Source organism: Gluconacetobacter diazotrophicus PA1 5 (assembly GCF_000021325.1).
In the GTDB taxonomy this organism is placed as follows: Bacteria; Pseudomonadota; Alphaproteobacteria; order Acetobacterales; family Acetobacteraceae; genus Gluconacetobacter; species Gluconacetobacter diazotrophicus.
On record NC_011365.1, the window covers coordinates 2,139,649 to 2,157,590 of the forward strand.

Below are 17,942 nucleotides of genomic sequence, written 5' to 3' on the forward strand. Positions count from 1 at the left end.
TTTCTTTCGGACATGGTGATCGCGGCATCGGCCGGTATCGGGACTCCCCGATAGCGGCGTGCCGCATTATGTGCTTCGTCCCCGCGTGCTGCGAACCGCCTGCCGCAAGGTGCGGCGCCAGACCACCATGCCGCACAGCGTCGTCACCAGCAGCGTTCCCGCCATCGTGCCGATCAGGGCCGTCCAGTCGGCGGTCCAGGGCATCTGCAGTACCGTGCGCGTCACCAGCCAGGCAATCAGCGTTCCCAGGATCGTGGCGGCCAGGCCGGCCGTGAACCCCAGCAGGGTGAATTCGACCAGCCAGATCGTGCGGATCTGCCCCGAATCGGCACCCAGCGCGCGCAGGGTGGCGGCGGTGGTGACGCGCTGCCGCCACCCCGCCGCCAGCGTCGCCGCCAGCACCAGCCCGCCCGACATCAGGATGATCGAGGACGCGGCGGTCAGGGCGGCGGCCAGCCGGCCCACCAGCGTCCCCAGCTCGGCCAGCACGTCGGCCACCCGGATGCCGGTCACGCCGGGCAGCGCGTCGGTGATCGCGGCCAGCACGGCGGCGTCCCGATCCGCCCGGCCATCGGTGGCCAGCGTGGCGACGAAGGTATGCGGCGCATGGGACAACAGGCCCGGCGACACCACGAAGGCGAAGTTGAGTTGCAGGGACCGCCAGGCGACGCGGCGCAGATTGGCCACCCGGACGTCGATCGACCGGCCCAGCACGTTCAGCCGGATCACCGATCCGATCCGTACCCCCCACCCCTGAGCCAGCCCGGCATCCAGCGACAGCAGGGGCGGCCCGTCATAATCGGCCGGCCACCATGTGCCCTCGGCCAGTTGGGTGCCCGGCGGGGGCATTGCCGACAGCGTCAGTCCGTGGTCGCCCCGCAGCGCCCATTGCGTCTGTGGCGTCGCCGCGACCCGTTCGGCCGGCACGCCGTTGACCGCGACGATCCGGGTGCGCATCGACGGCACCTGCTGGATGGCGCGCACCGAAGGCTGGGACCGCGCCAGGGTATCGAACCGGTCCAGGTCGGCGGGCTGGATGTCGACGAAATAGAAGGCCGGGGCGTTGCGCGGCATCTGGTCGCGCAACTGGGCCATGATCGCGCCCTCGACCAGCGTGATGGTCGCCATGCCGGTCAGCCCGGCGCCCAGCGCCACCATCAAGCGCGCGGTCGGCGCACCCGGGCGGGCGAACAGGGCCAGGCCCAGCCGCAACACCCCGCGATCGGTGCCCATGCGGGGCAGCAGGGCCGCCATGACGCGGCGCAGCGCCCCGCCCGCCAGTGCCAGGACCCCGCCCACCGCCAGCGCGATGGCGAGGAATCCCGCGACGAACAGGCGATCGCCGCCCAGCAGTCCCGCCAGCCCGCCCAGCAGGATCGCACACGCCGCCATGGCCAGTCCCGCACGAAGGCGCCCGCTCCGCCCCAGCGGCCGCTGCCGCCCCTGGTCATGGAACAGGGCGGCGGGCGGAATCGCGCTGGCCCGCGTCAGCGGCAGGATTACCGACAGCAGGGCGACCAGCACGCCGAACAGACCGGCCAGCAGCGCCGGACGCACCGGCGGTGCCAGTGTCGCGGTCAGCGGCAGCAGGCCGGAGAGCGCATGAACGGCCAACGGCGGCAACAGCAGGGCGAGCACCATGCCGCCGCCGATGCCGAGGATGCACAGAACCGCGATCTGCAGCCCGAAGGTCAGCGAGACCAGCGTGCTGGGTGCGCCGAGGCAGCGCAGGATGGCAATGGTTCCTCCCCGGCCTTCCAGCCATGATGTGACCCCCGCCGAAACCCCCAGCCCGCCCAGCAGCAGCGCGGTCAGGCCGATCAGTCGCAGGAAGCGCGCGATCTGGTCGATCGTCCGGGTCAGGGCCGGCGCCGCGTCGGCGGTGCCACGGATGCGCCATCCCTGGTCGGGAAAGCGGGCCGCGATTGCCCCGGCCAGGGCCTGTGCCCGGGCGGCGCGTCCTTGGTCCGGGCCATCCAGCGCAATGCGCAGCGCCCGGTTGACCAGCGCCCCCGGCTGCAACAGCCCGGCCGCGTCCAGGGCCGGCCGGGCGATCATCACGGCCGGCGCCAGCACCACCGTGGTCGCGCTGTCGGGGGTGTGGGCCAGCGTACCGGCCATGCGAAACTGGGCCGACCCGACCCGCACGGCGGCCCCCGGCGCCAGCCCCAGCCGCGCGATCACCAGCGGATCGGCCAGCAGCGCGGCCGGGACGGTCCCCGGGGCGGCCAGAGCGCGGTCCAGGGGGCCGGGCGGCGTGATCGTGACCGTGCCCACCAGCGGATAGGCCGCATCGACGGCCTGGAGTTCCACCAGCATCCGCCCGCCCGGCGCGTAGAGCATCGAGCGCATGCGCAGGATTTCCGAGACCCGCGCGCCGTGGGCGGTGACGAAGGTGGCGAGCTCGGCGGGAAACGGATCGCTGCTTTCGATCGACAGATCGCCGCCCAGCAGGCTGCGTTGCTGGCCGGCGATGCCGTCATGGATCATGCCCTGCAGGCCGCCCACCGCGCCGATCGCCGCCACCCCCAGCGCCAGGCAGGCCAGCACGATCCGCATGCCGCCGATTCCGCCCCGCAGGTCGCGCAGCGCCAGCCGGGCCGCCAGCCGCAGGGTGGCGAGCATGGCGGCGACGGGTTTCCGGTCGGGGTCCCGGATCACGGCGCGGACGGCCGTGCCGGCTGTTCCGATTCCAGGCGCCCGTCTTCCAAGTGCCCGTCGCGCACCTGCACGCAGCGGCCGCATCGCGCGGCCAGGGCCGTGTCATGGGTGATCAGCAGCAGCGTGGTGCCGTATTGCCGTTGCAGGCTGAACAGCAGATCCACCACCGCCGCCCCGGTGCGGGTGTCGAGATTGCCCGTCGGCTCGTCGGCCAGCAGCAGGCGCGGCCGTGTGACGAATGCCCGGGCCAGGGCCACGCGCTGCTGCTCGCCGCCCGAGAGTTCGGCGGGCAGATGGCCCAGCCGATGCGCCAGCCCGACCGCGTCCAGGGATGCGGTGGCAGCCGCCATGCCGTCCGACCGGCCGGCCAGTTCCAGCGGTACCAGCACGTTTTCCAGCGCCGTCATGGTCGGGATCAACTGGAAGGACTGGAAGACGATGCCCGTCGTTTGGCGGCGGAAGCGGGCCATGGCATTTTCATCCAGCGTGTCCAGACGGGTGCCGGCGATCCGGATCGTGCCCCGCGTCGGACGTTCCAGCCCCGCCAGCAGCATCAGCAGCGACGTCTTGCCCGATCCGGACGGGCCGACAAGGCCCACGGCCTCGCCCTCGGCCACCCGCAGGCTGACGCCGTGCAGGATCGTCAGCGCCCCGTCACCCCGCGCCCCGCCGTCGCGCGGGTTGACCCTGCCGGGGCGGGCCGGCACTGTCAGCCACAGGTCATCCGCCTCCACCAGGGCTGGCCGTCCGTTCGGGAACCTGTCGCCGTCCATGCGCTATCCTTCCGACATTGCGTGGTCCTGCGCCCGCTACGCTACATGGCGCGGCCGGATGGCCCGAGCCCTTTTTCTGTGGCTGATCCTGCTGCCGGCGGCCGCGATGCCCGCCCGGGCCGCCGACCGGCCGATCCGGGTCCTGGCGCTGGGGGATTCGCTGACGGCCGGTTACGGCCTGGCGCACGCCGACAGCTTCGTGCCGCGCCTGCAGGCGGCGCTGGACGAAAAGGGGGGCGGCATCACTATCCTGGATGGTGGCGTGTCGGGCGATACCAGCGCGGATGCGCTGGCACGGCTGGACTGGGCGCTGGGCGATGCGCCCGATGCCGCGATCGTGGAACTGGGCGGCAATGACGGGCTGCGGGGGCTGGAGCCCGCGCGGATGGAACGGAACCTGACCGCCATTCTCGACCGGTTGCGGCAGGCGCATGTGCCGGTGCTGCTGTCGGGCATGTACGCACCGCCGAACATGGGCGCGTCCTACGGCCAGTCCTTCCGCGCCGTGTTCGACCGGCTGTCGCACCGGCCCGGCATCATGTGGGACCCGTTCTTCCTGAAGGGCGTGGCGGCGCATCCCGAACTGGAGCAGCCGGACCACATCCACCCCAATCCGGCCGGTGTCGGCGTCATCGTGCAGCGCCTGGCCCCGTTGGTGGAACGTCTGGCGCAGGATGCGCGGCGGTCCTGACGAGCGGGCTGCGAATCCTGTAAAATAAGGAAACGATGAGTTTACGTCGTTTCTATTTCTGTTGGCGGTCAGCATCGATACGGTTTCGAACAGACAGACGGACACACGGCGGCACGGCGTGCCAGGCCCGAGGTCCGGGTCCCGCGCTTATTGGAGAATCCTTGTCATGTTCATGCTGAACGCGCAGATGCGCGACACGATGCTGCTGGCCGCCCGCATTCTGCTGTCCACCCTGTTCCTGATCATGGGCTGGGGGAAACTGACCGACTTTTCCGGCGCCGTTGCCTATATGGCCCAGACCCACGTCCCCTTTCCGGCCCTGGCGGCGGCGGTCGCGACGGTAACCGAACTGGGGCTGGGCCTTGCGGTCCTCGCCGGGGTGCTGACCGTGCCGATCGCACTGGTTCTGGCGGCCTATACGCTGGTAACGGGCCTGATCGGCCATCCATTCTGGTCCATGTCCGGCATGATGCGCTACGACAACATGATCCATTTCTACAAGAATATCAGCATTATCGGCGGTCTTCTGGCCCTGGCGGCGGCAGGACCGGGACGGTTCGCGCTGCGTCCGGCCAATTGACGTGAAGCGACCTTTTGCTGTTGGCTAGGCTTCTATTACTGGCCTACCCGGTTCGGCCTGTCGTAGAAACGATACGGAACCGGGAGACCGTCATGAGAGACTATACCGACAATGACGATGGAGTGCGCACGCAACTCCAGGGCCTGATTTCCGAATTGCAGACCGACATCGAAAAGGTGGCTGTCCTGCTGGATCAGACTCAGGCCAGCGACGATGTGAAGCACCTGATCGCCAGCATCGCGGATCGTCTCGACGGTGTCGCTGACCTGGCGGACCGCAGATAGGTCGCGTCCGCGTCGATCCAGGGACAGTGCCCCGCGCCTGATGCCAACCGTCATGGAAGCGGGCCCGTGCGAGCCCGCTTCCACGCAGTGACAGACTGCTACAGCGTCAAATTGGCACGCAGGTAGTAATATCCGCCATTCATGTCGAGCTGCGACGTGCTCATGTAGTATTGCGGCACGCCCAGATAGCGGTTCCCGTCCGGCACCCGGCTGGGCCGGGCGTCGAACAGGTTGTTCGCCCCCAGCGTGAACGACCAGTTGCGGTTGGCGCGATAGGTGATGTCCAGATTGGTGATGAATTTCGGTGTGTTCCGGAAGGGTAGGAACACCGTGCTGGAGAGCGAGCCCGTATTGGCCGCACCCGTATAATAGGTCAGTTGCGATGTCGTCTGGCCATAGCGGATCTCATGCACGCCGACCGTCCAGGCCCCGTGGGTAAAGCGCCCGCCGAAGATCATCTTGCTGCGCGGATAGGCCGTGGTGATGTAGGCAACGCTCTGTGCGGACAGGAGCGGCTGCCCCGTCGCGGCGTCCGTCTGATGGCTCAGGCGGGTCCGGTTGAGGTTGATGGCCACATCCCAGTCGATCCGCCCGACATCGCCCAGCCGCGTCGGATAGGTCGCCGTCAGGTCCAGCCCCTGCGTGCGCGTGCTTGCCACGTTCGCAAACCAGTTGGTCGACAGCGAGGCCGCCGTCCACTGATCCGATCCGGCAGGCAGCGTAAAGCCGTTCATCGTCAGGGCGGAACGCGCCGCATTGCCGGTAATGTTGCCGCCCGGCAGGATCTGGTCGCGCAGATTGATCTGATAGACATCGACCGTCACGTGCAGGTTCCGTACCGGCTCGACGATGATGCCGCCGGTGGCGTTGGTCGAGCGCTCGGGCTTCAGCGGCGCCGCGCCGTTGGCCAGCGCGCCGGGCGAATTGGCCGCGATCAGCCCGCGCGCGGCCGTGGGCGAGAGCGTCAGCGAACTGTAATGCTCCTGCGCCAGCGTCGGCGCATGGAACCCGTTCGAGATCGTGGCGCGGAACGCCAGCCACCTGAACGCATCATAGCGCGTGGACACCTTGCCGGTCTCGGTGTCCCCCACATCGGTATAATGCTCGTAGCGCCCGGCCAGATCGAGTTGCCAGTTCTTCAGAAGATGCGTGGAGACATCGACATATCCGCCGACGACATCGCGGTTGAAATTGCCGGCATTGCCCGCATTGGTCCCGGCCAGCGCGTCCGACCCGCTGCCATAGGTCGAATCGGGCGATCCGGTGCCGACCGAGTAGCTTTCGTAGCGATAGGTCGCCCCGCCGGCGACGTTGATGCTGTGCGGCCAACCGGAGACATGAAACGCCCGGCTGATATCGAACGTGTTGCTCCACTGGGAATTGTTGAACCCCTGGGCCTGGATGACCGTCGGCGTGCGGCCGGTCGCGGCCGCGACCGCGAAATTCGCCGAATCCTTCAGCCCGATCGCGTCATAATCGCGGCCATAGACCGAGGACAGGTCCCAGTTCCATCCCCGCAGGACGCCCTTCACGCCCGCCGTGACCTCCCAGTCATCCTCATCGATCGTCTCCAGCGGCGAATAGCCGTCCGGATAGATGGCGGCATAGAGCGGATAGGCTGCAAGCGAGCCGGGCAGGCGATAATTCTGGTATGCCTCGGCATGCCGGTGGGCATAGGTCGCCAGCGCATAGGCCTGGATATCGTCCGTCAGGTCGTACCCGGCCTTGATCGCCAGGCTTTCGCGCGTCTGCTCGGGCCGGCCCTGGATCTTGTTGATCTTGGTCCCCGTCCGCAGGTCCGGCGCGCTGCGGAACGTGTGGTCCTCGTGCACGAAATCGCCGCTGACATGGACGAACCCGCGCGCCCCCAGCTTCGCGCCGCCATCCAGATACACACCTTGCTGGAACCCGTCCTTGGCAGCGGTGATGCCGGTGATCGACTCGGCATTGAAGCCATGGTCCTGCTTCTTGAGGATGATGTTCACCACCCCCGCCACGGCGTCGGACCCGTATTGCGCCGAAGCCCCGTCGCGCAGGATCTCCACATGGTCGATCGCCGCCATGGGGATCATGTCGATATCGACCGGCGTGGTGCCCTGCTGCGGGCCGCCATCGGCATAGAGGTTGGCCGTGGTATGGCGCCGCTTGCCATCCACCAGTACCAGCGTCTCGTTGGGGCTGAGGCCGCGCAGGCTGAAGGCCGACGTCAGCGCGCCGGTATCGAAGCCGCCCGTCGGCAGCGTCAGCGACGGCAGCAACTGGCCCAGCGCCTCGCGTAGCGTCGGCTGCCCCGTCTGCGCAAGCTGCCGCGCCGATACGATATCGATCGGCGCCACGCTGTCGCGTGCCTTCTTCCCGATCTCACGCGTGCCGGTCACGATGATGGCCTCGCCGGTATCGGCCGGCCGGGCGGCCTGCATCGGAACGGCAATTTGGGCCGCGCCGTCGGCCGCCTGCGCACGCTGGCGGCTGGAGGATGCGACGCGCTTCCTGGCGGTATCCTGCGAGGCCGTGGTTTCCGCCGTTTCGTCCGCCGCCATCGCCTGCGCGATCGGCAGCGCTGTCAGGATCGAGGCCGCCAGCAACGCATGCCGGGGGTGGAGACGATATCCTGCCAGAGGCGTTCTTCTGCCGGCAGGTGCGAAATCCGGAGCGAGGGAGCGGATGGAAGGCACGATGGGGGCTCCATTATACTATTTATTATAGTTGTTTATGGAAACAACGATTCGACTCCCGTGTATCATCTGCTCGATTAAATGTGAATTTATCTTATAGGCATTTCGATGCCTATCCGCCTTATCTGTTGTAAAATTTAACACAGATTGCCGCCCAGGCAGGGGGTATCGATCCCGCATGTCGCGGCACGCCTGCCCGGCAGGGCCGACGGCCAAACGGGCCCGGAGCGCGTGAAATTCAGGGAATGCGTGGCGGCAGCCCGGGTTCGCGCCGATTCCGGCGAACGCGACGCTCAGAGCAGGTCGCGATTGGGTCCAGGCGCTTCGATTATCCAGGCGGCAGAGCGATCCGGGCCGCTCCACCGCCATGTCCGGTGCCGAATTCGAGACCGGCCGCTTTCAAGCGGCGTATTCGGTGCTCAGTGACCGGTGAAGAAGGTCTTGGTGTCCTTGGCGGTATCCGACCCCCAATGTCCGACCTTCCGGCCCGTGTTCTGTCCCCATTTGCCGATCTTGCCGCTGGTCTTTTCGCTCCACTTCGCCGTGTTGTGAGCGGCGTCGACGGACCCGTCGCGTACCGTGTTCCAGCTTTTCCTGCCCGCCTTTTCGCTCCACTGAGCCGTGTCGTGGGCGGCGTTGACCGTTCCGTTCTTCACGGTATGCCAGCTTTTTTCGGCAGTCTGGCAGGCGCCCGAGATGCATGAATTCGTGTCGTTCGCGATAGCTTGAGACATCGGCCCCAGCAGCATTCCCGCAATCGCCAGAATGCCAGCCTTACCGAAAAATCCGTTTCTCATGCTGATAGCTCCTTGTTCTTCCTCACCTTCACGCCTGCTCCCCCAACCATTCTTCGCAATGAACTCCACCCCGGCGAATTCCAGGGCGGTGCGGATGGCGTGGATGGTAACGGGGATAGGGACAGCGGCCCGGCGTCTGGGATGACGCTTCAAGCTGACGCTGCGACCAGTTCAGCAAGGCGCCGCGGCGCAGCATTGTGCAGGCGTGACGTCCACAAAAGGGCAACCTTACATCAAGGATAAGGATCGCCCGTAAGGACGAGATGACACCATAGATGCGATGTGATGGTGCCGCAACATGACGGGGCGCGCACGATGATGATGTGCGGATGTTCGGCTGGAAGAAAACCCGGGGCTCCATGGTGGGCGCACAAGGACTCGAACCTTGGACCCGCTGATTAAGAGTCAGCTGCTCTACCAACTGAGCTATGCGCCCATGGAGTGGCCCTCTCGGGTGACGCGCTTCTAACAGCGCATCGGGAACAGGGCAAGCGGTTTATCGAAAAAAATTCCCTGTATTGTCATATCGGTCGGTCGGCATGGTTCCGAAGGACCATGCCTCGACCTCACCCGTTCAGCCGCGCCAGGACCGTATCGAACTGATCCAGCGAATGGTACAGGATACGGATCGACCCGCCCCGCCCGTCAAAGGCGATCTGCACCTTCAGCCCCAATCGCGCGGACAGGTCGCGTTCCAGGACCTGGATTTCCGGGTCCTTGCGTTCGGCGGCCTTGGCGGGGGCCTGCTGCTGCTGGCGGGTGGCCTTCTGGATCAGGGCCTCGGTCTGGCGGACGTTCAGCCCCTGCTCCAGCACGATTTTCAGGGCCGCGACCGGGTCGGGATGGCCCAGCAGCGCGCGGGCATGGCCCGCCGTCAGCTTGCCGTCGCGCAGTGCCGCGCGCACCGGCGGCGGCAGGTTCAGCAGCCGGACCATATTCGCGACGTGCGAGCGCGACTTGCCCAGCGCGCCGGCCAGTTCTTCCTGCGTCAGGCTGTAATCCTGCAGCAGGCGCTGCAGGCCCTCGGCTTCCTCGATCGCGTTCAGGTCGGCGCGTTGCAGGTTTTCGACCAGGGCCGCGGCCATGGCGTCCCCGTCATCCAGGGCGCGGATATGGACCGGGACCTCGTGCAGGGATGCCATCTGGGCCGCGCGCCAGCGGCGTTCGCCGGCAATGATCTGGTAGCGATCGGCGTGGTCGGGGTGCGGCCGCACGAGGATCGGCTGCAGGATGCCGCGCGTGCGGATCGAATCCGCCAGTTCCGCCAGGGCATCGGGTTCCATGACCTGGCGCGGCTGGAACGGTCCGGGTTCCAGCAGGTCGACCGGCAGCGTGCCCGCGCGGTCCTGTTCTGTGCGGCCCGAAACGCGGGCGATGGCGGTGGGCGCCTGATCGCCCAGCAATGCCGCCAGGCCCCGGCCCAGGCGCGGACGGGCCTGATCCTTCTTCGTGCTCATGCCCGGACCGCCTTCCCTTTCGGTTTCGCCAGCTTCATGCGGGCGATCAGTTCCTTGGCCATCGCCTGATAGGCCATGGCACCGCTGGATTTCGCATCATAGGCCATGACCGAGCGGCCATGGCTCTGGGCCTCGGAAATGCGGATGTTGCGCGGGATCAGGGTGTCCATCACCTGATCGCCGAAGAAGCCGCGCGCATCGGCGGCGACCAGTTCCGACAGATTGTTGCGCCGGTCGTACATCGTCAGCACGATGCCCGCGACATGCAGGTCGGAATTGAAGGCGCGGCGCACGCGGTCGATCGTGCGCACCAGTTGGCTGATCCCTTCCAGCGCGAAGAATTCGCACTGCAGGGGCACGACGACCCCGTCCGACGCCACCAGCGCGTTCAGCGTCAGCAGGCCGAGGCTGGGCGGGCAGTCGATCAGGATCACGTCGTACCCGCTGCCCACGCGGGCTATGGCATCGCGCAGGCGGAATTCGCGCCGGTCCTGCATGACCAGTTCCAGTTCCGCGCCGGCCAGTTCGGTATCGGCGGCGATGATCGCCAGGTTCGGGATTTCGGTGGCCTGGACCAGGTCGGCGGCTGCGGCGTCGTCCATCAGCAGGGCATAGGTGCCCAGGCGACGCGCGTCGTAGCCGACGCCCAGGCCGGTCGAGGCATTGCCCTGCGGGTCGAGGTCGATCAGCAGGACGGAAAGACCCTGCGCCGCCAGGCCGGCGGCGAGGTTGATGGCCGTGGTCGTCTTGCCGACGCCGCCCTTCTGGTTGGCCAGGGCAAGAATGCGAGGCACGCGCGCGGCGTCAGCGACCCGGCGCGCGTTCTGAGTGTCTGACACGCCTGATATCACCCAGTCTGAGAATGGTGCCGTCCGCGTTGGTGCGGCTTGGCAATCGGGATACCGCCATGTGCCAGTCGGCGGCGGCAGCGGTCAACTCATCCTCGACATTTCGGCCCTTCAGGAACAGACAAAATCCATCCGGGGCCAGGAAATGGCTGCTCCATTCCAGCAATTGAGGCAGGGCGGCCAGGGCGCGGGCGGTGACGACCTGCACGGGCGGTATGTCCGCGTCCTCGATCCGGCGGGCGATGATGGTGACGCGTGCGCCCACCGCGCGCGCGGCCTCGCGCAGGAAGGCGGCCTTGCGCTGGTCGGATTCGATCAGGGTCACGTCCGCGTCGGTGGCCATCGCGATGATCAGCCCGGGAAAGCCCCCGCCCGACCCCATGTCGGCCAGCCGCACGCCGGGCGGGATCAGCGACGCCAGTTGCAGGCAGTCCGCGATATGCCGGTCCCACAGATGTGCCAGGTCCCGGGGCGAGACCAGGTTGATGCGGCTGTTCCAGCGGGTCAGGATTTCGGCGAACCGGTCCAGCTTCGCCCGCAGCGCATCCGGCACGCCATTGCCCCCCTGTGGTTTCACGTGAAACATCATGCCACCTGCCGCACATGCGACAGCAGTGCCATCAGTGCCGAGGGCGTGATCCCCGGCACCCGCTGCGCCGCGCTGAAGCTGGCGGGGCGGGCGGCGGCCAGGCGTTCCTGCATCTCGCTGCTCAGCCCGCCGATGCGCCGGTAATCCAGGTCGGCCGGCAGGGTGATGCGCGTTTCGGCCTCCAGTTGCCGGATCTCGCGCGCCTGGCGGACCAGATAGCCGCTATACCGGGCTTCGGTTTCGACATGGCGGCTGACGCGCGACGGCAGGGCGGCGAACCACGGGGCGATGCGCGCGATCGCATCCGGGGTCGCGGCCGTGGCCAGCACGTCCAGCAGGGTGCGGCGGCGCCCGTCGGCGGATACCGTGATCCCGGCCTGCTGCAATGCGTCGGGCAGGAAGCTTTCGGCCCCCGCACGCTGCATCGCCGTGTCGATGGCGTCACGTTCCGCCGTGAACAGGTGCGCGCGCGCACTGCCCACGCAGCCCCACCCGATCCCCTGCCCGGTCAGGCGCAAATCGGCATTGTCCGCCCGCAGGCTCAGCCGATATTCGGCGCGTGAGGTGAACATGCGGTACGGTTCGGACACGCCCTGCGTCGTCAGGTCGTCGATCATCACCCCCAGATAGGCGGCGCCGCGATCGATCGCGATCCCCTCGCCGCCCCCGGCCCGCCGCGCGGCGTTCAGGCCGGCCAGCAGCCCCTGGGCGCCGGCTTCCTCATACCCCGTCGTGCCGTTGATCTGCCCGGCCAGGAACAGGCGCGGCAGCGCGGTCAGCTCCAGCGTCGGCGCCAGCGCGCGCGGATCGACATAATCATATTCCACCGCATAGCCGGGCCGGACGATCCTGCAGCGTTCCAGTCCCGGAATGGAATGGATGAGCTGTTCCTGAATATCGGCCGGCAGGCTGGTGGAAATGCCGTTGGGATAGACCAGGTCGCCGCCCGCGTTCCCCGGCAGGGCCTCGGGTTCCAGGAAGATCTGGTGGCTGTCGCGTTCGGCGAAGCGCACCACCTTGTCTTCGATCGACGGACAATAGCGCGGGCCGCGCCCGGCGATCGCCCCGCCATAGACCGCCGACAGATGCAGGTGTTCGCGGATCAGCGCATGGGTCCGCGGCGTGGTGGCGGTGATCCGGCAGGATAGTTGCGGGTTGTCGATCGCCTGCGTCAGGCGGCTGAAGGGTTCGGGCACCGCGTCGCCCCGGTCCTCGGCCAGGCTGTCCCAGTCGATGCTTGTACGGTCCAGGCGGGCCGGGGTGCCGGTCTTCAGCCGCCCCATCGGCAGGCCCAGCGCCTGGAGCCGCTCGCCCAGCGCGTGGGCCGGTGGTTCCCCCACCCGGCCGGCCGGATGGCTGTCATGGCCGATATGGATCACGCCGCGCAAGAAGGTGCCGGCGGTCAGTACCACCGCCCCGGCGCGGAACTGTCGCCCGTCCTCGCACACCACGCCGGCGGCCTGGCCGGCATCGTCCACGATCAGGTCGCCGGCTGCCCCTTCCGCGATGTCCAGGTTCGCGGTTTCGGCCAGCAGATCCTGGATCGCGCGGCGGTACAGCGACCGGTCGGCCTGCGCGCGGGGGCCATGCACCGCCGGCCCCTTGGAGCGGTTCAGCAGCTTGAAATGAATTCCCGCCCGGTCGGCGGCCCGTGCCATCAACCCGTCCAGCGCATCGATTTCGCGCACCAGGTGGCCCTTGCCGATGCCGCCGATGGCCGGGTTGCACGACATGGCGCCGATCGTGTCCCGCCGATGGGTCAGCAGCAGGGTGCGCGCGCCGCACCGGGCCGCCGCCGCCGCGGCCTCGCACCCTGCGTGGCCTCCGCCTATGACGATGACATCGTACTCGGTCGTCACGTTTGCCTGCCCCCGTTTAAGTGCTTCTTTTTCTGAAGAAAAAGAACACCCCTTCACTTCCCGATACAGAACTGCCCGAACACCGTATCGAGCAGATCCTCCACCCCTACCGCCCCGGTCAGGCGCCCCAGGGCGCGCATGGCCAGGCGCATTTCCTCGCCCCGCATCTCTGGCCAGTGCATATCCAACGCGGCGGCCAGATGGCCAGCGGTTTCTTCGATCGCCGCCCGATGGCGGGCCCGCGTCAGCGGCGGGCCGGCCGCTGACGCGGTCAGCGCCCGGGCGCGTTCGGCCAGCGCCGTGCGCAGCGCGTCCATGCCCGTGCCCTGCCGGACGCTGATCCCGATCGCATCCGCCCCGGCGGGCACCGGTGCCAGGTCGACCTTGTTCCGCACCCTGATCGCATCCGCCGGAATATCGTCGGGCACCGTCTCGCCGTCGAACATCGCGATCACGCAGTCGGCATGTTTCACGTGAAACAGGGCCCGCCTTACGCCCTCGGCCTCGATTTCGTCCTGTGTCTCGCGCAGGCCGGCGGTGTCGATCAGGGTCACGGGCACATCGCCCAGCACCACGCGGATTTCGATGGCATCGCGCGTGGTCCCCGCAATGGCCGAAACAATGGCCGCGTCCCGCCCGGCCAGCGCGTTCAGCAGGCTGGACTTGCCGACATTGGGCGCCCCGACAATGGTGAAGACCAGCCCCCTGCGCAGCTTCTCGCCCCGGCCGCCATCGTCCAGGTGGGCCTGCATCTCGGACCGCAGCGCCGTCAGGTCATCCAGCAGCGCCTGTTCCACACCGGGCGGCAGGTCCTCGTCCGGGAAGTCGATCAGTGCCTCCTGATGTGCCAGCAGGGTCCGCAGCCGGGCCGCCCAGCCGTCATAGATCCGGCTCAGCGTCCCGTCCGCCTGGTCCAGGGCCTGCCGCCGCTGCGCTTCGGTCTCGGCATCGATCAGGTCGGCGATGCCCTCGGCCTCGATCAGGTCCAGTCGGCCATGGGCGAAGGCACGGCGGGTGAATTCGCCCGGCTCCGCCGGCCGTGCGCCCAGTGCCACCAGCGCGTCGGCCACGCCCGCGATCACCGCCGGGCCGGCATGCAGGTGCAGCTCCGCGCTGTCCTCGCCGGTATAGCTGCGCGGACCGGGGAACCACAGCACCAGCGCCCGGTCCAGCAGCACCGGCGCCGCCGCCGCGTCACGCCGCCACAGGCCACGCAGGGATGCCTGGCGCGGCGGCGGCAGCGGGCCGCACAGCCGTTGCAGCATGTCGCCGCATCCCGCCCCGGTCAGGCGCATGACGGCGATGGCCGCGCGTCCCGCCCCGGTCGCCAGCGCGAAGATCGGCATCTGTTCGGTCGGCATCTGTCCTGTCCCCGTTGTCCCGGCGTGTGCGTGATCCCTCTTGCATGTCGCATCCTGCGGCGGAAGAGTACAGAATACGCGACCGAACCGATATGCGCGTTCCGCACCGTGGCGGATGACCTGGGATACGACGATGCCGCAGCTTTCCATGCACTCGCCCATCGGCGACCTGACCCTGACCGAGGAAGACGGGGCGATCATCGCGCTGGACTGGGGATGGGGCCGCGACCAGGACGAAAACCCCCTGCTGCGCCACGCCTGCGATCGGCTGGACGCCTATTTCGACGGCGCGCCGGACCCGTTCGCCGACCTGGTCCTGGCACCGCACGGCACCGCCTACCAGCGCACGGTATGGCAGGCGGTGCGCGCCATACCCCTGGGCCAGACCCGGACCTATCGGCAGATCGCGCAGATCGCCGGCGGTTCGCCCCGATCGGTCGGGAACGCCAACAGCGTCAATCCCATTCCCATCCTGATTCCCTGCCATCGCGTCGTCTCCGTCCAGGGCCTGGGCGGCTATTCCGGCGATGGCGGGTTGACCGACAAGCTCTATCTTCTGGGCCTGGAACGCGCCCCCATTCCAGCCCACGCGCACGAGACGGCCTGACACAGCCACCACGGAAAGGAAGAGAGCGATGTACAGGGCGATTCGCATCCATGATTACGGCGGGCCCGAAGTCCTGAAGCTGGAAACGCTGCCCAGCCCCGTGCCCGGACGGGGGGAAATCCTGATCCGGCAGGAGGCGATCGGCGTCAATTTCATCGACATCTATTTTCGCACCGGGCTGTACAAGCTGCCCACCCTGCCCGCCATCCCGGGGATGGAAGGGGCCGGAACCGTGCTCGCCGTGGGCGAGGACGTGGCCGACCTGGTTCCCGGCGACCGGGTGGCCTATCCCACCGCCCTGGGCGGCTATGCCGAATGCCGCACCATCGCGGCCGATCGCGTCGTGCCCCTGCCGCCCGACATTTCGTCCGAAGTCGCGGCCGCCTGCATGCTGCGCGGCCTGACGGTGCATATGCTGCTGCGCGAGGTCCATGCGGTACAACCGGGCGAGACGATCCTGGTCCATGCGGCGGCGGGCGGTGTCGGCCTGCTGATGTGCCAGTGGGCGCGGTATCTGGGCGTGCGGATGATCGGCGTGGTGTCGACCGAGGAAAAGGGCGAACTGGCCCGGCAGAACGGGGCGTCCGACATCCTGGTCGGGTACGACAACCTGGCCGCGCGCGTGCGCAAGCTGACGGATGGCGCCATGGTGCCCGTCGTCTATGACAGTATCGGCAAGGACACGTTCGTCGCCAGCCTGGATTGCCTGGCACCGCGCGGACTGATGGTCAGCTACGGCAACGCGTCGGGCGAGATCACGGGCATTTCGGTGGGCATGCTGGCCACGCGCGGCAGCCTGTATCTGACCCGGCCGGGGCTGACGACCTATATCGCCCAGCGTCCGGCGCTGCTGGCAGGCGCCGCGGAACTGTTCGGGCTGATCGCGCAGGGTGTGCTTTCGGTGCGGATCGGCCAGCGCTTCGCCCTGGCCGACGCGGCGGAAGCCCAGCGGGCGCTGGAGGCGCGGACGACGGTAGGGAGTACGATCCTGGTGCCGTGATAGATATGGGGCTCTGCCCCATGCCCCGCCAAAGGCCGGGGGCCTTTGGAAACCGATTCCGGCTTCCCTACGACAGCGCCACCCCGGTCAGCCGCTCGGACACCGCCCACAGGCGGCGCGCCACGGGCAGGTTGCGGGCCTGCGCCGGGACGCGCGCATCCGTCACCCGGCCCCGCCGTTCGCCCCGTCCCCCGGGGCCGTAATACCCGCCATCCACGGCCTCGGCCCCCGCTGCCGCAAACAGGATCGGCCGCGCCCCGGCCGCGGCCGACTGGCCCAGCGTCCGGAACGCGACCTCCGTCAGGCAGCGCAGCAGGCGTTCCGCCACGCCCTGCCGCGCTGCCGAGCGGCTGATGGCCAGGTCGGTCTGCGACCAGCCCGGATGGGCGGCGATGGAATGCAGCTTCCAGCCCCCGGACTGTGCCAGCCGGTCCAGTTCCAGCGCGAAGATCAGGTTGGCCAGCTTGCTCTGCTGGTAGGCCCCGAAGGGGCTGTAGCGATGCCGTGCCTGCAGATCGTCGAACGTGATGTGCCCCTGCCGGGCCGCCAGGCTGGCGACGGTGACGACCCGCGCCCCGCCCGGGGCCCGGACCAGCAGCGGCCGCAGCCGCCCGGTCAGGGCGAAATGGCCCAGGTAATTGGTGCCGAACTGCAGTTCGAACCCGTCTTCGGTTTCCTGTCGCCGGGGCGGGGCCATCACGCCCGCATTGTTCACCAGGATGTCCACCGCCCCCGGTCCCTGCCCCTTCAGCCGCTCGGTCAGGTCGCCCGCGAAATCGGCGATCGACCGCAGGCTGGCCAGGTCCAGCACCATGAATTCGGCGCGCGCATCCGCAACTCGCGTCCGCAGCCCCGCCAGGGCGGCGGCGCCGCGATCGGCATTGCGCCCGGTCAGGATGACCGTGGCCCCGCGCGACGCCAGGCCGCATGCGGTCTCGTACCCTAGCCCGCCGGTCGCCCCCGTCACCACGGCGACGCGGCCGGTCAGGTCGGGGGCACGGTCGATCGTCCATTTCAGGGGTACGCTCATCGCGCAGGCTCCTTCTGCTGTTCCCGTTCGGCCTCCCGGGTCGCTTCCTCGGTCAGGCGCCGTTCGTTCTTCTTCAGGAAGACGAAACTGCCGCCGATGACCAGCGTCGCGAGCACGCCCAGGGCGACCCCGACGGGACCCGAAATGCTCAGCACCTGATGGCCCAGGAAATAGGCACCATAGGCGTATCCACCCGCCCAGCCGATGCCGCCCAGCGCGTTGAACAGCAAAAACGTGTGCCATGGCATGTGGTTCGCGCCCGCCAGCAGGGCCACGAAGACCCGCAGGATGGCGATGAATCGGCCGAAGAAGACCACCTTGCCGCCATGGCGGCGGAACAGGTAGCGTCCCAGCATCAGGCGCTGAGACGTCAGGTAGACTTTCGACCCGTGCCGTTCCAGCAGGCGATAGCCGTATGTGCGCCCGATCAGATAGCCGAAATTGTCCCCCATGATGGCACCCAGGACGGCCGCCACCGCGACCCAGCCGATATCCAGCCGGTGCGTGGCCGCGCAATACAGGGCGGACGATATGATCAGCGTTTCGGCCGGCAGCGGCAGGCCCATGCTTTCCAGCATGACGATCACGCCGATCACGCCGTATCCGTACTGGATGAAGAGGGATTCGAACTGATGAACCAGCGGACCGGACCTGACCTGTTGCGAAGAACAGGCTGAGGAACCGTCTGGCCGGCTCCGTGTCAAGTCAATACGACGAACGGAACAGCGGA

The 17,942-nt window shown here is 68.2% G+C and carries 16 protein-coding genes and 1 tRNA gene; 5 read left to right on the forward strand and 12 right to left on the reverse strand.

What is annotated here, in order from left to right:
• Positions 1-66: 66 nt before the first annotated feature.
• A complete protein-coding gene (locus tag GDIA_RS09725) occupies positions 67-2,661 on the reverse strand; it encodes an ABC transporter permease (RefSeq protein WP_012554043.1) in 2,595 nt (864 codons plus the stop codon).
• Positions 2,658-3,434: an ABC transporter ATP-binding protein gene (locus GDIA_RS09730; protein WP_012224351.1), complete on the reverse strand. Its 777-nt coding sequence runs from the start codon at positions 3,432-3,434 to the stop codon at positions 2,658-2,660. Before GDIA_RS09730 ends, GDIA_RS09725 begins: the two co-directional genes overlap by 4 nt.
• A 58-nt stretch (positions 3,435-3,492) precedes the next feature.
• Between GDIA_RS09730 and GDIA_RS09735 the strand changes: the two genes are divergently transcribed.
• The 3 genes from GDIA_RS09735 (at position 3,493) to GDIA_RS09745 (ending at position 4,989) form a co-directional block, all read left to right on the forward strand.
• The gene (locus tag GDIA_RS09735; protein WP_012224353.1) at positions 3,493-4,125 is read left to right on the forward strand and encodes an arylesterase; all 633 of its coding nucleotides are present in this window, start codon (positions 3,493-3,495) and stop codon (positions 4,123-4,125) included.
• Positions 4,126-4,291: 166 nt separating this feature from the next.
• Positions 4,292-4,705, forward strand: a complete 414-nt coding sequence (locus GDIA_RS09740) for a DoxX family protein (protein ID WP_012554044.1) — start codon at positions 4,292-4,294, stop codon at positions 4,703-4,705.
• 92 nt (positions 4,706-4,797) lie between these two features.
• A complete protein-coding gene (locus GDIA_RS09745; protein ID WP_012554045.1) occupies positions 4,798-4,989 on the forward strand; it encodes a hypothetical protein in 192 nt (63 codons plus the stop codon).
• 98 nt (positions 4,990-5,087) lie between these two features.
• Here the strand turns inward: GDIA_RS09745 and GDIA_RS09750 are convergent, their stop codons facing one another.
• The 8 genes from GDIA_RS09750 to mnmE form a co-directional block, all read right to left on the reverse strand.
• Complete coding sequence (locus tag GDIA_RS09750) at positions 5,088-7,529, reverse strand: TonB-dependent receptor plug domain-containing protein (protein WP_012224360.1); 2,442 nt, start codon at positions 7,527-7,529, stop codon at positions 5,088-5,090.
• A gap of 554 nt (positions 7,530-8,083) precedes the next feature.
• A complete protein-coding gene (locus tag GDIA_RS09755) occupies positions 8,084-8,614 on the reverse strand; it encodes a hypothetical protein (RefSeq protein ID WP_012224361.1) in 531 nt (176 codons plus the stop codon).
• Positions 8,615-8,821: 207 nt separating this feature from the next.
• Positions 8,822-8,897 (reverse strand) — tRNA-Lys (locus GDIA_RS09760).
• A 130-nt stretch (positions 8,898-9,027) separates the two neighbouring features.
• Positions 9,028-9,918 carry a ParB/RepB/Spo0J family partition protein gene (locus GDIA_RS09765; RefSeq protein WP_012554047.1) on the reverse strand — a complete coding sequence of 297 codons (891 nt, stop codon included), beginning with the start codon at positions 9,916-9,918 and terminating at the stop codon, positions 9,028-9,030.
• Positions 9,915-10,712: a ParA family protein gene (locus GDIA_RS09770; protein ID WP_012224364.1), complete on the reverse strand. Its 798-nt coding sequence runs from the start codon at positions 10,710-10,712 to the stop codon at positions 9,915-9,917. The genes GDIA_RS09765 and GDIA_RS09770 overlap by 4 nt, the downstream gene beginning before the upstream one ends.
• A 10-nt stretch (positions 10,713-10,722) precedes the next feature.
• Positions 10,723-11,352 carry a 16S rRNA (guanine(527)-N(7))-methyltransferase RsmG gene (gene rsmG / locus GDIA_RS09775; RefSeq protein ID WP_012554048.1) on the reverse strand — a complete coding sequence of 210 codons (630 nt, stop codon included), beginning with the start codon at positions 11,350-11,352 and terminating at the stop codon, positions 10,723-10,725.
• Positions 11,352-13,214, reverse strand: coding sequence for a tRNA uridine-5-carboxymethylaminomethyl(34) synthesis enzyme MnmG (gene mnmG, locus GDIA_RS09780; RefSeq protein WP_012554049.1), 1,863 nt, complete (start codon positions 13,212-13,214; stop codon positions 11,352-11,354). The genes rsmG and mnmG overlap by 1 nt, the downstream gene beginning before the upstream one ends.
• Before the next feature lie 53 nt (positions 13,215-13,267).
• Positions 13,268-14,575: a tRNA uridine-5-carboxymethylaminomethyl(34) synthesis GTPase MnmE gene (gene mnmE, locus GDIA_RS09785; RefSeq protein ID WP_012224371.1), complete on the reverse strand. Its 1,308-nt coding sequence runs from the start codon at positions 14,573-14,575 to the stop codon at positions 13,268-13,270.
• 133 nt (positions 14,576-14,708) lie between these two features.
• On the opposite strand from mnmE, the gene GDIA_RS09790 reads away from it, so the two are divergent.
• Together GDIA_RS09790 and GDIA_RS09795 are read left to right on the forward strand one after the other, a co-directional pair.
• Positions 14,709-15,182 carry a methylated-DNA--[protein]-cysteine S-methyltransferase gene (locus GDIA_RS09790; RefSeq protein ID WP_012554050.1) on the forward strand — a complete coding sequence of 158 codons (474 nt, stop codon included), beginning with the start codon at positions 14,709-14,711 and terminating at the stop codon, positions 15,180-15,182.
• A gap of 28 nt (positions 15,183-15,210) precedes the next feature.
• Positions 15,211-16,182: a quinone oxidoreductase family protein gene (locus GDIA_RS09795; protein ID WP_012224375.1), complete on the forward strand. Its 972-nt coding sequence runs from the start codon at positions 15,211-15,213 to the stop codon at positions 16,180-16,182.
• 67 nt (positions 16,183-16,249) lie between these two features.
• Here GDIA_RS09795 and GDIA_RS09800 read toward each other — a convergent pair whose 3' ends face one another.
• Positions 16,250-17,212 carry an SDR family oxidoreductase gene (locus tag GDIA_RS09800; protein ID WP_012224377.1) on the reverse strand — a complete coding sequence of 321 codons (963 nt, stop codon included), beginning with the start codon at positions 17,210-17,212 and terminating at the stop codon, positions 16,250-16,252.
• A complete protein-coding gene (locus tag GDIA_RS09805) occupies positions 17,209-17,790 on the reverse strand; it encodes a DedA family protein (protein ID WP_144880002.1) in 582 nt (193 codons plus the stop codon). Before GDIA_RS09805 ends, GDIA_RS09800 begins: the two co-directional genes overlap by 4 nt.
• Between the last annotated feature and the right edge of the window lie 152 nt (positions 17,791-17,942).

Coding starts and splice junctions, on each gene's coding strand:
- GDIA_RS09745 (WP_012554045.1), top strand. CDS start 4,798: ATGAGAGACTATACCGACAATGACGATGGAGTGCGCACGCAACTCCAG.
- GDIA_RS09800 (WP_012224377.1), bottom strand. CDS start 17,212: ATGAGCGTACCCCTGAAATGGACGATCGACCGTGCCCCCGACCTGACC.
- GDIA_RS09805 (WP_144880002.1), bottom strand. CDS start 17,790: ATGCTGGAAAGCATGGGCCTGCCGCTGCCGGCCGAAACGCTGATCATA.
- rsmG (WP_012554048.1), bottom strand. CDS start 11,352: ATGTTTCACGTGAAACCACAGGGGGGCAATGGCGTGCCGGATGCGCTG.
- GDIA_RS09765 (WP_012554047.1), bottom strand. CDS start 9,918: ATGAGCACGAAGAAGGATCAGGCCCGTCCGCGCCTGGGCCGGGGCCTG.
- GDIA_RS09795 (WP_012224375.1), top strand. CDS start 15,211: ATGTACAGGGCGATTCGCATCCATGATTACGGCGGGCCCGAAGTCCTG.
- mnmE (WP_012224371.1), bottom strand. CDS start 14,575: ATGCCGACCGAACAGATGCCGATCTTCGCGCTGGCGACCGGGGCGGGA.
- GDIA_RS09740 (WP_012554044.1), top strand. CDS start 4,292: ATGTTCATGCTGAACGCGCAGATGCGCGACACGATGCTGCTGGCCGCC.
- GDIA_RS09750 (WP_012224360.1), bottom strand. CDS start 7,529: ATGGCGGCGGACGAAACGGCGGAAACCACGGCCTCGCAGGATACCGCC.
- GDIA_RS09790 (WP_012554050.1), top strand. CDS start 14,709: ATGCCGCAGCTTTCCATGCACTCGCCCATCGGCGACCTGACCCTGACC.
- GDIA_RS09735 (WP_012224353.1), top strand. CDS start 3,493: ATGGCCCGAGCCCTTTTTCTGTGGCTGATCCTGCTGCCGGCGGCCGCG.
- GDIA_RS09730 (WP_012224351.1), bottom strand. CDS start 3,434: ATGGACGGCGACAGGTTCCCGAACGGACGGCCAGCCCTGGTGGAGGCG.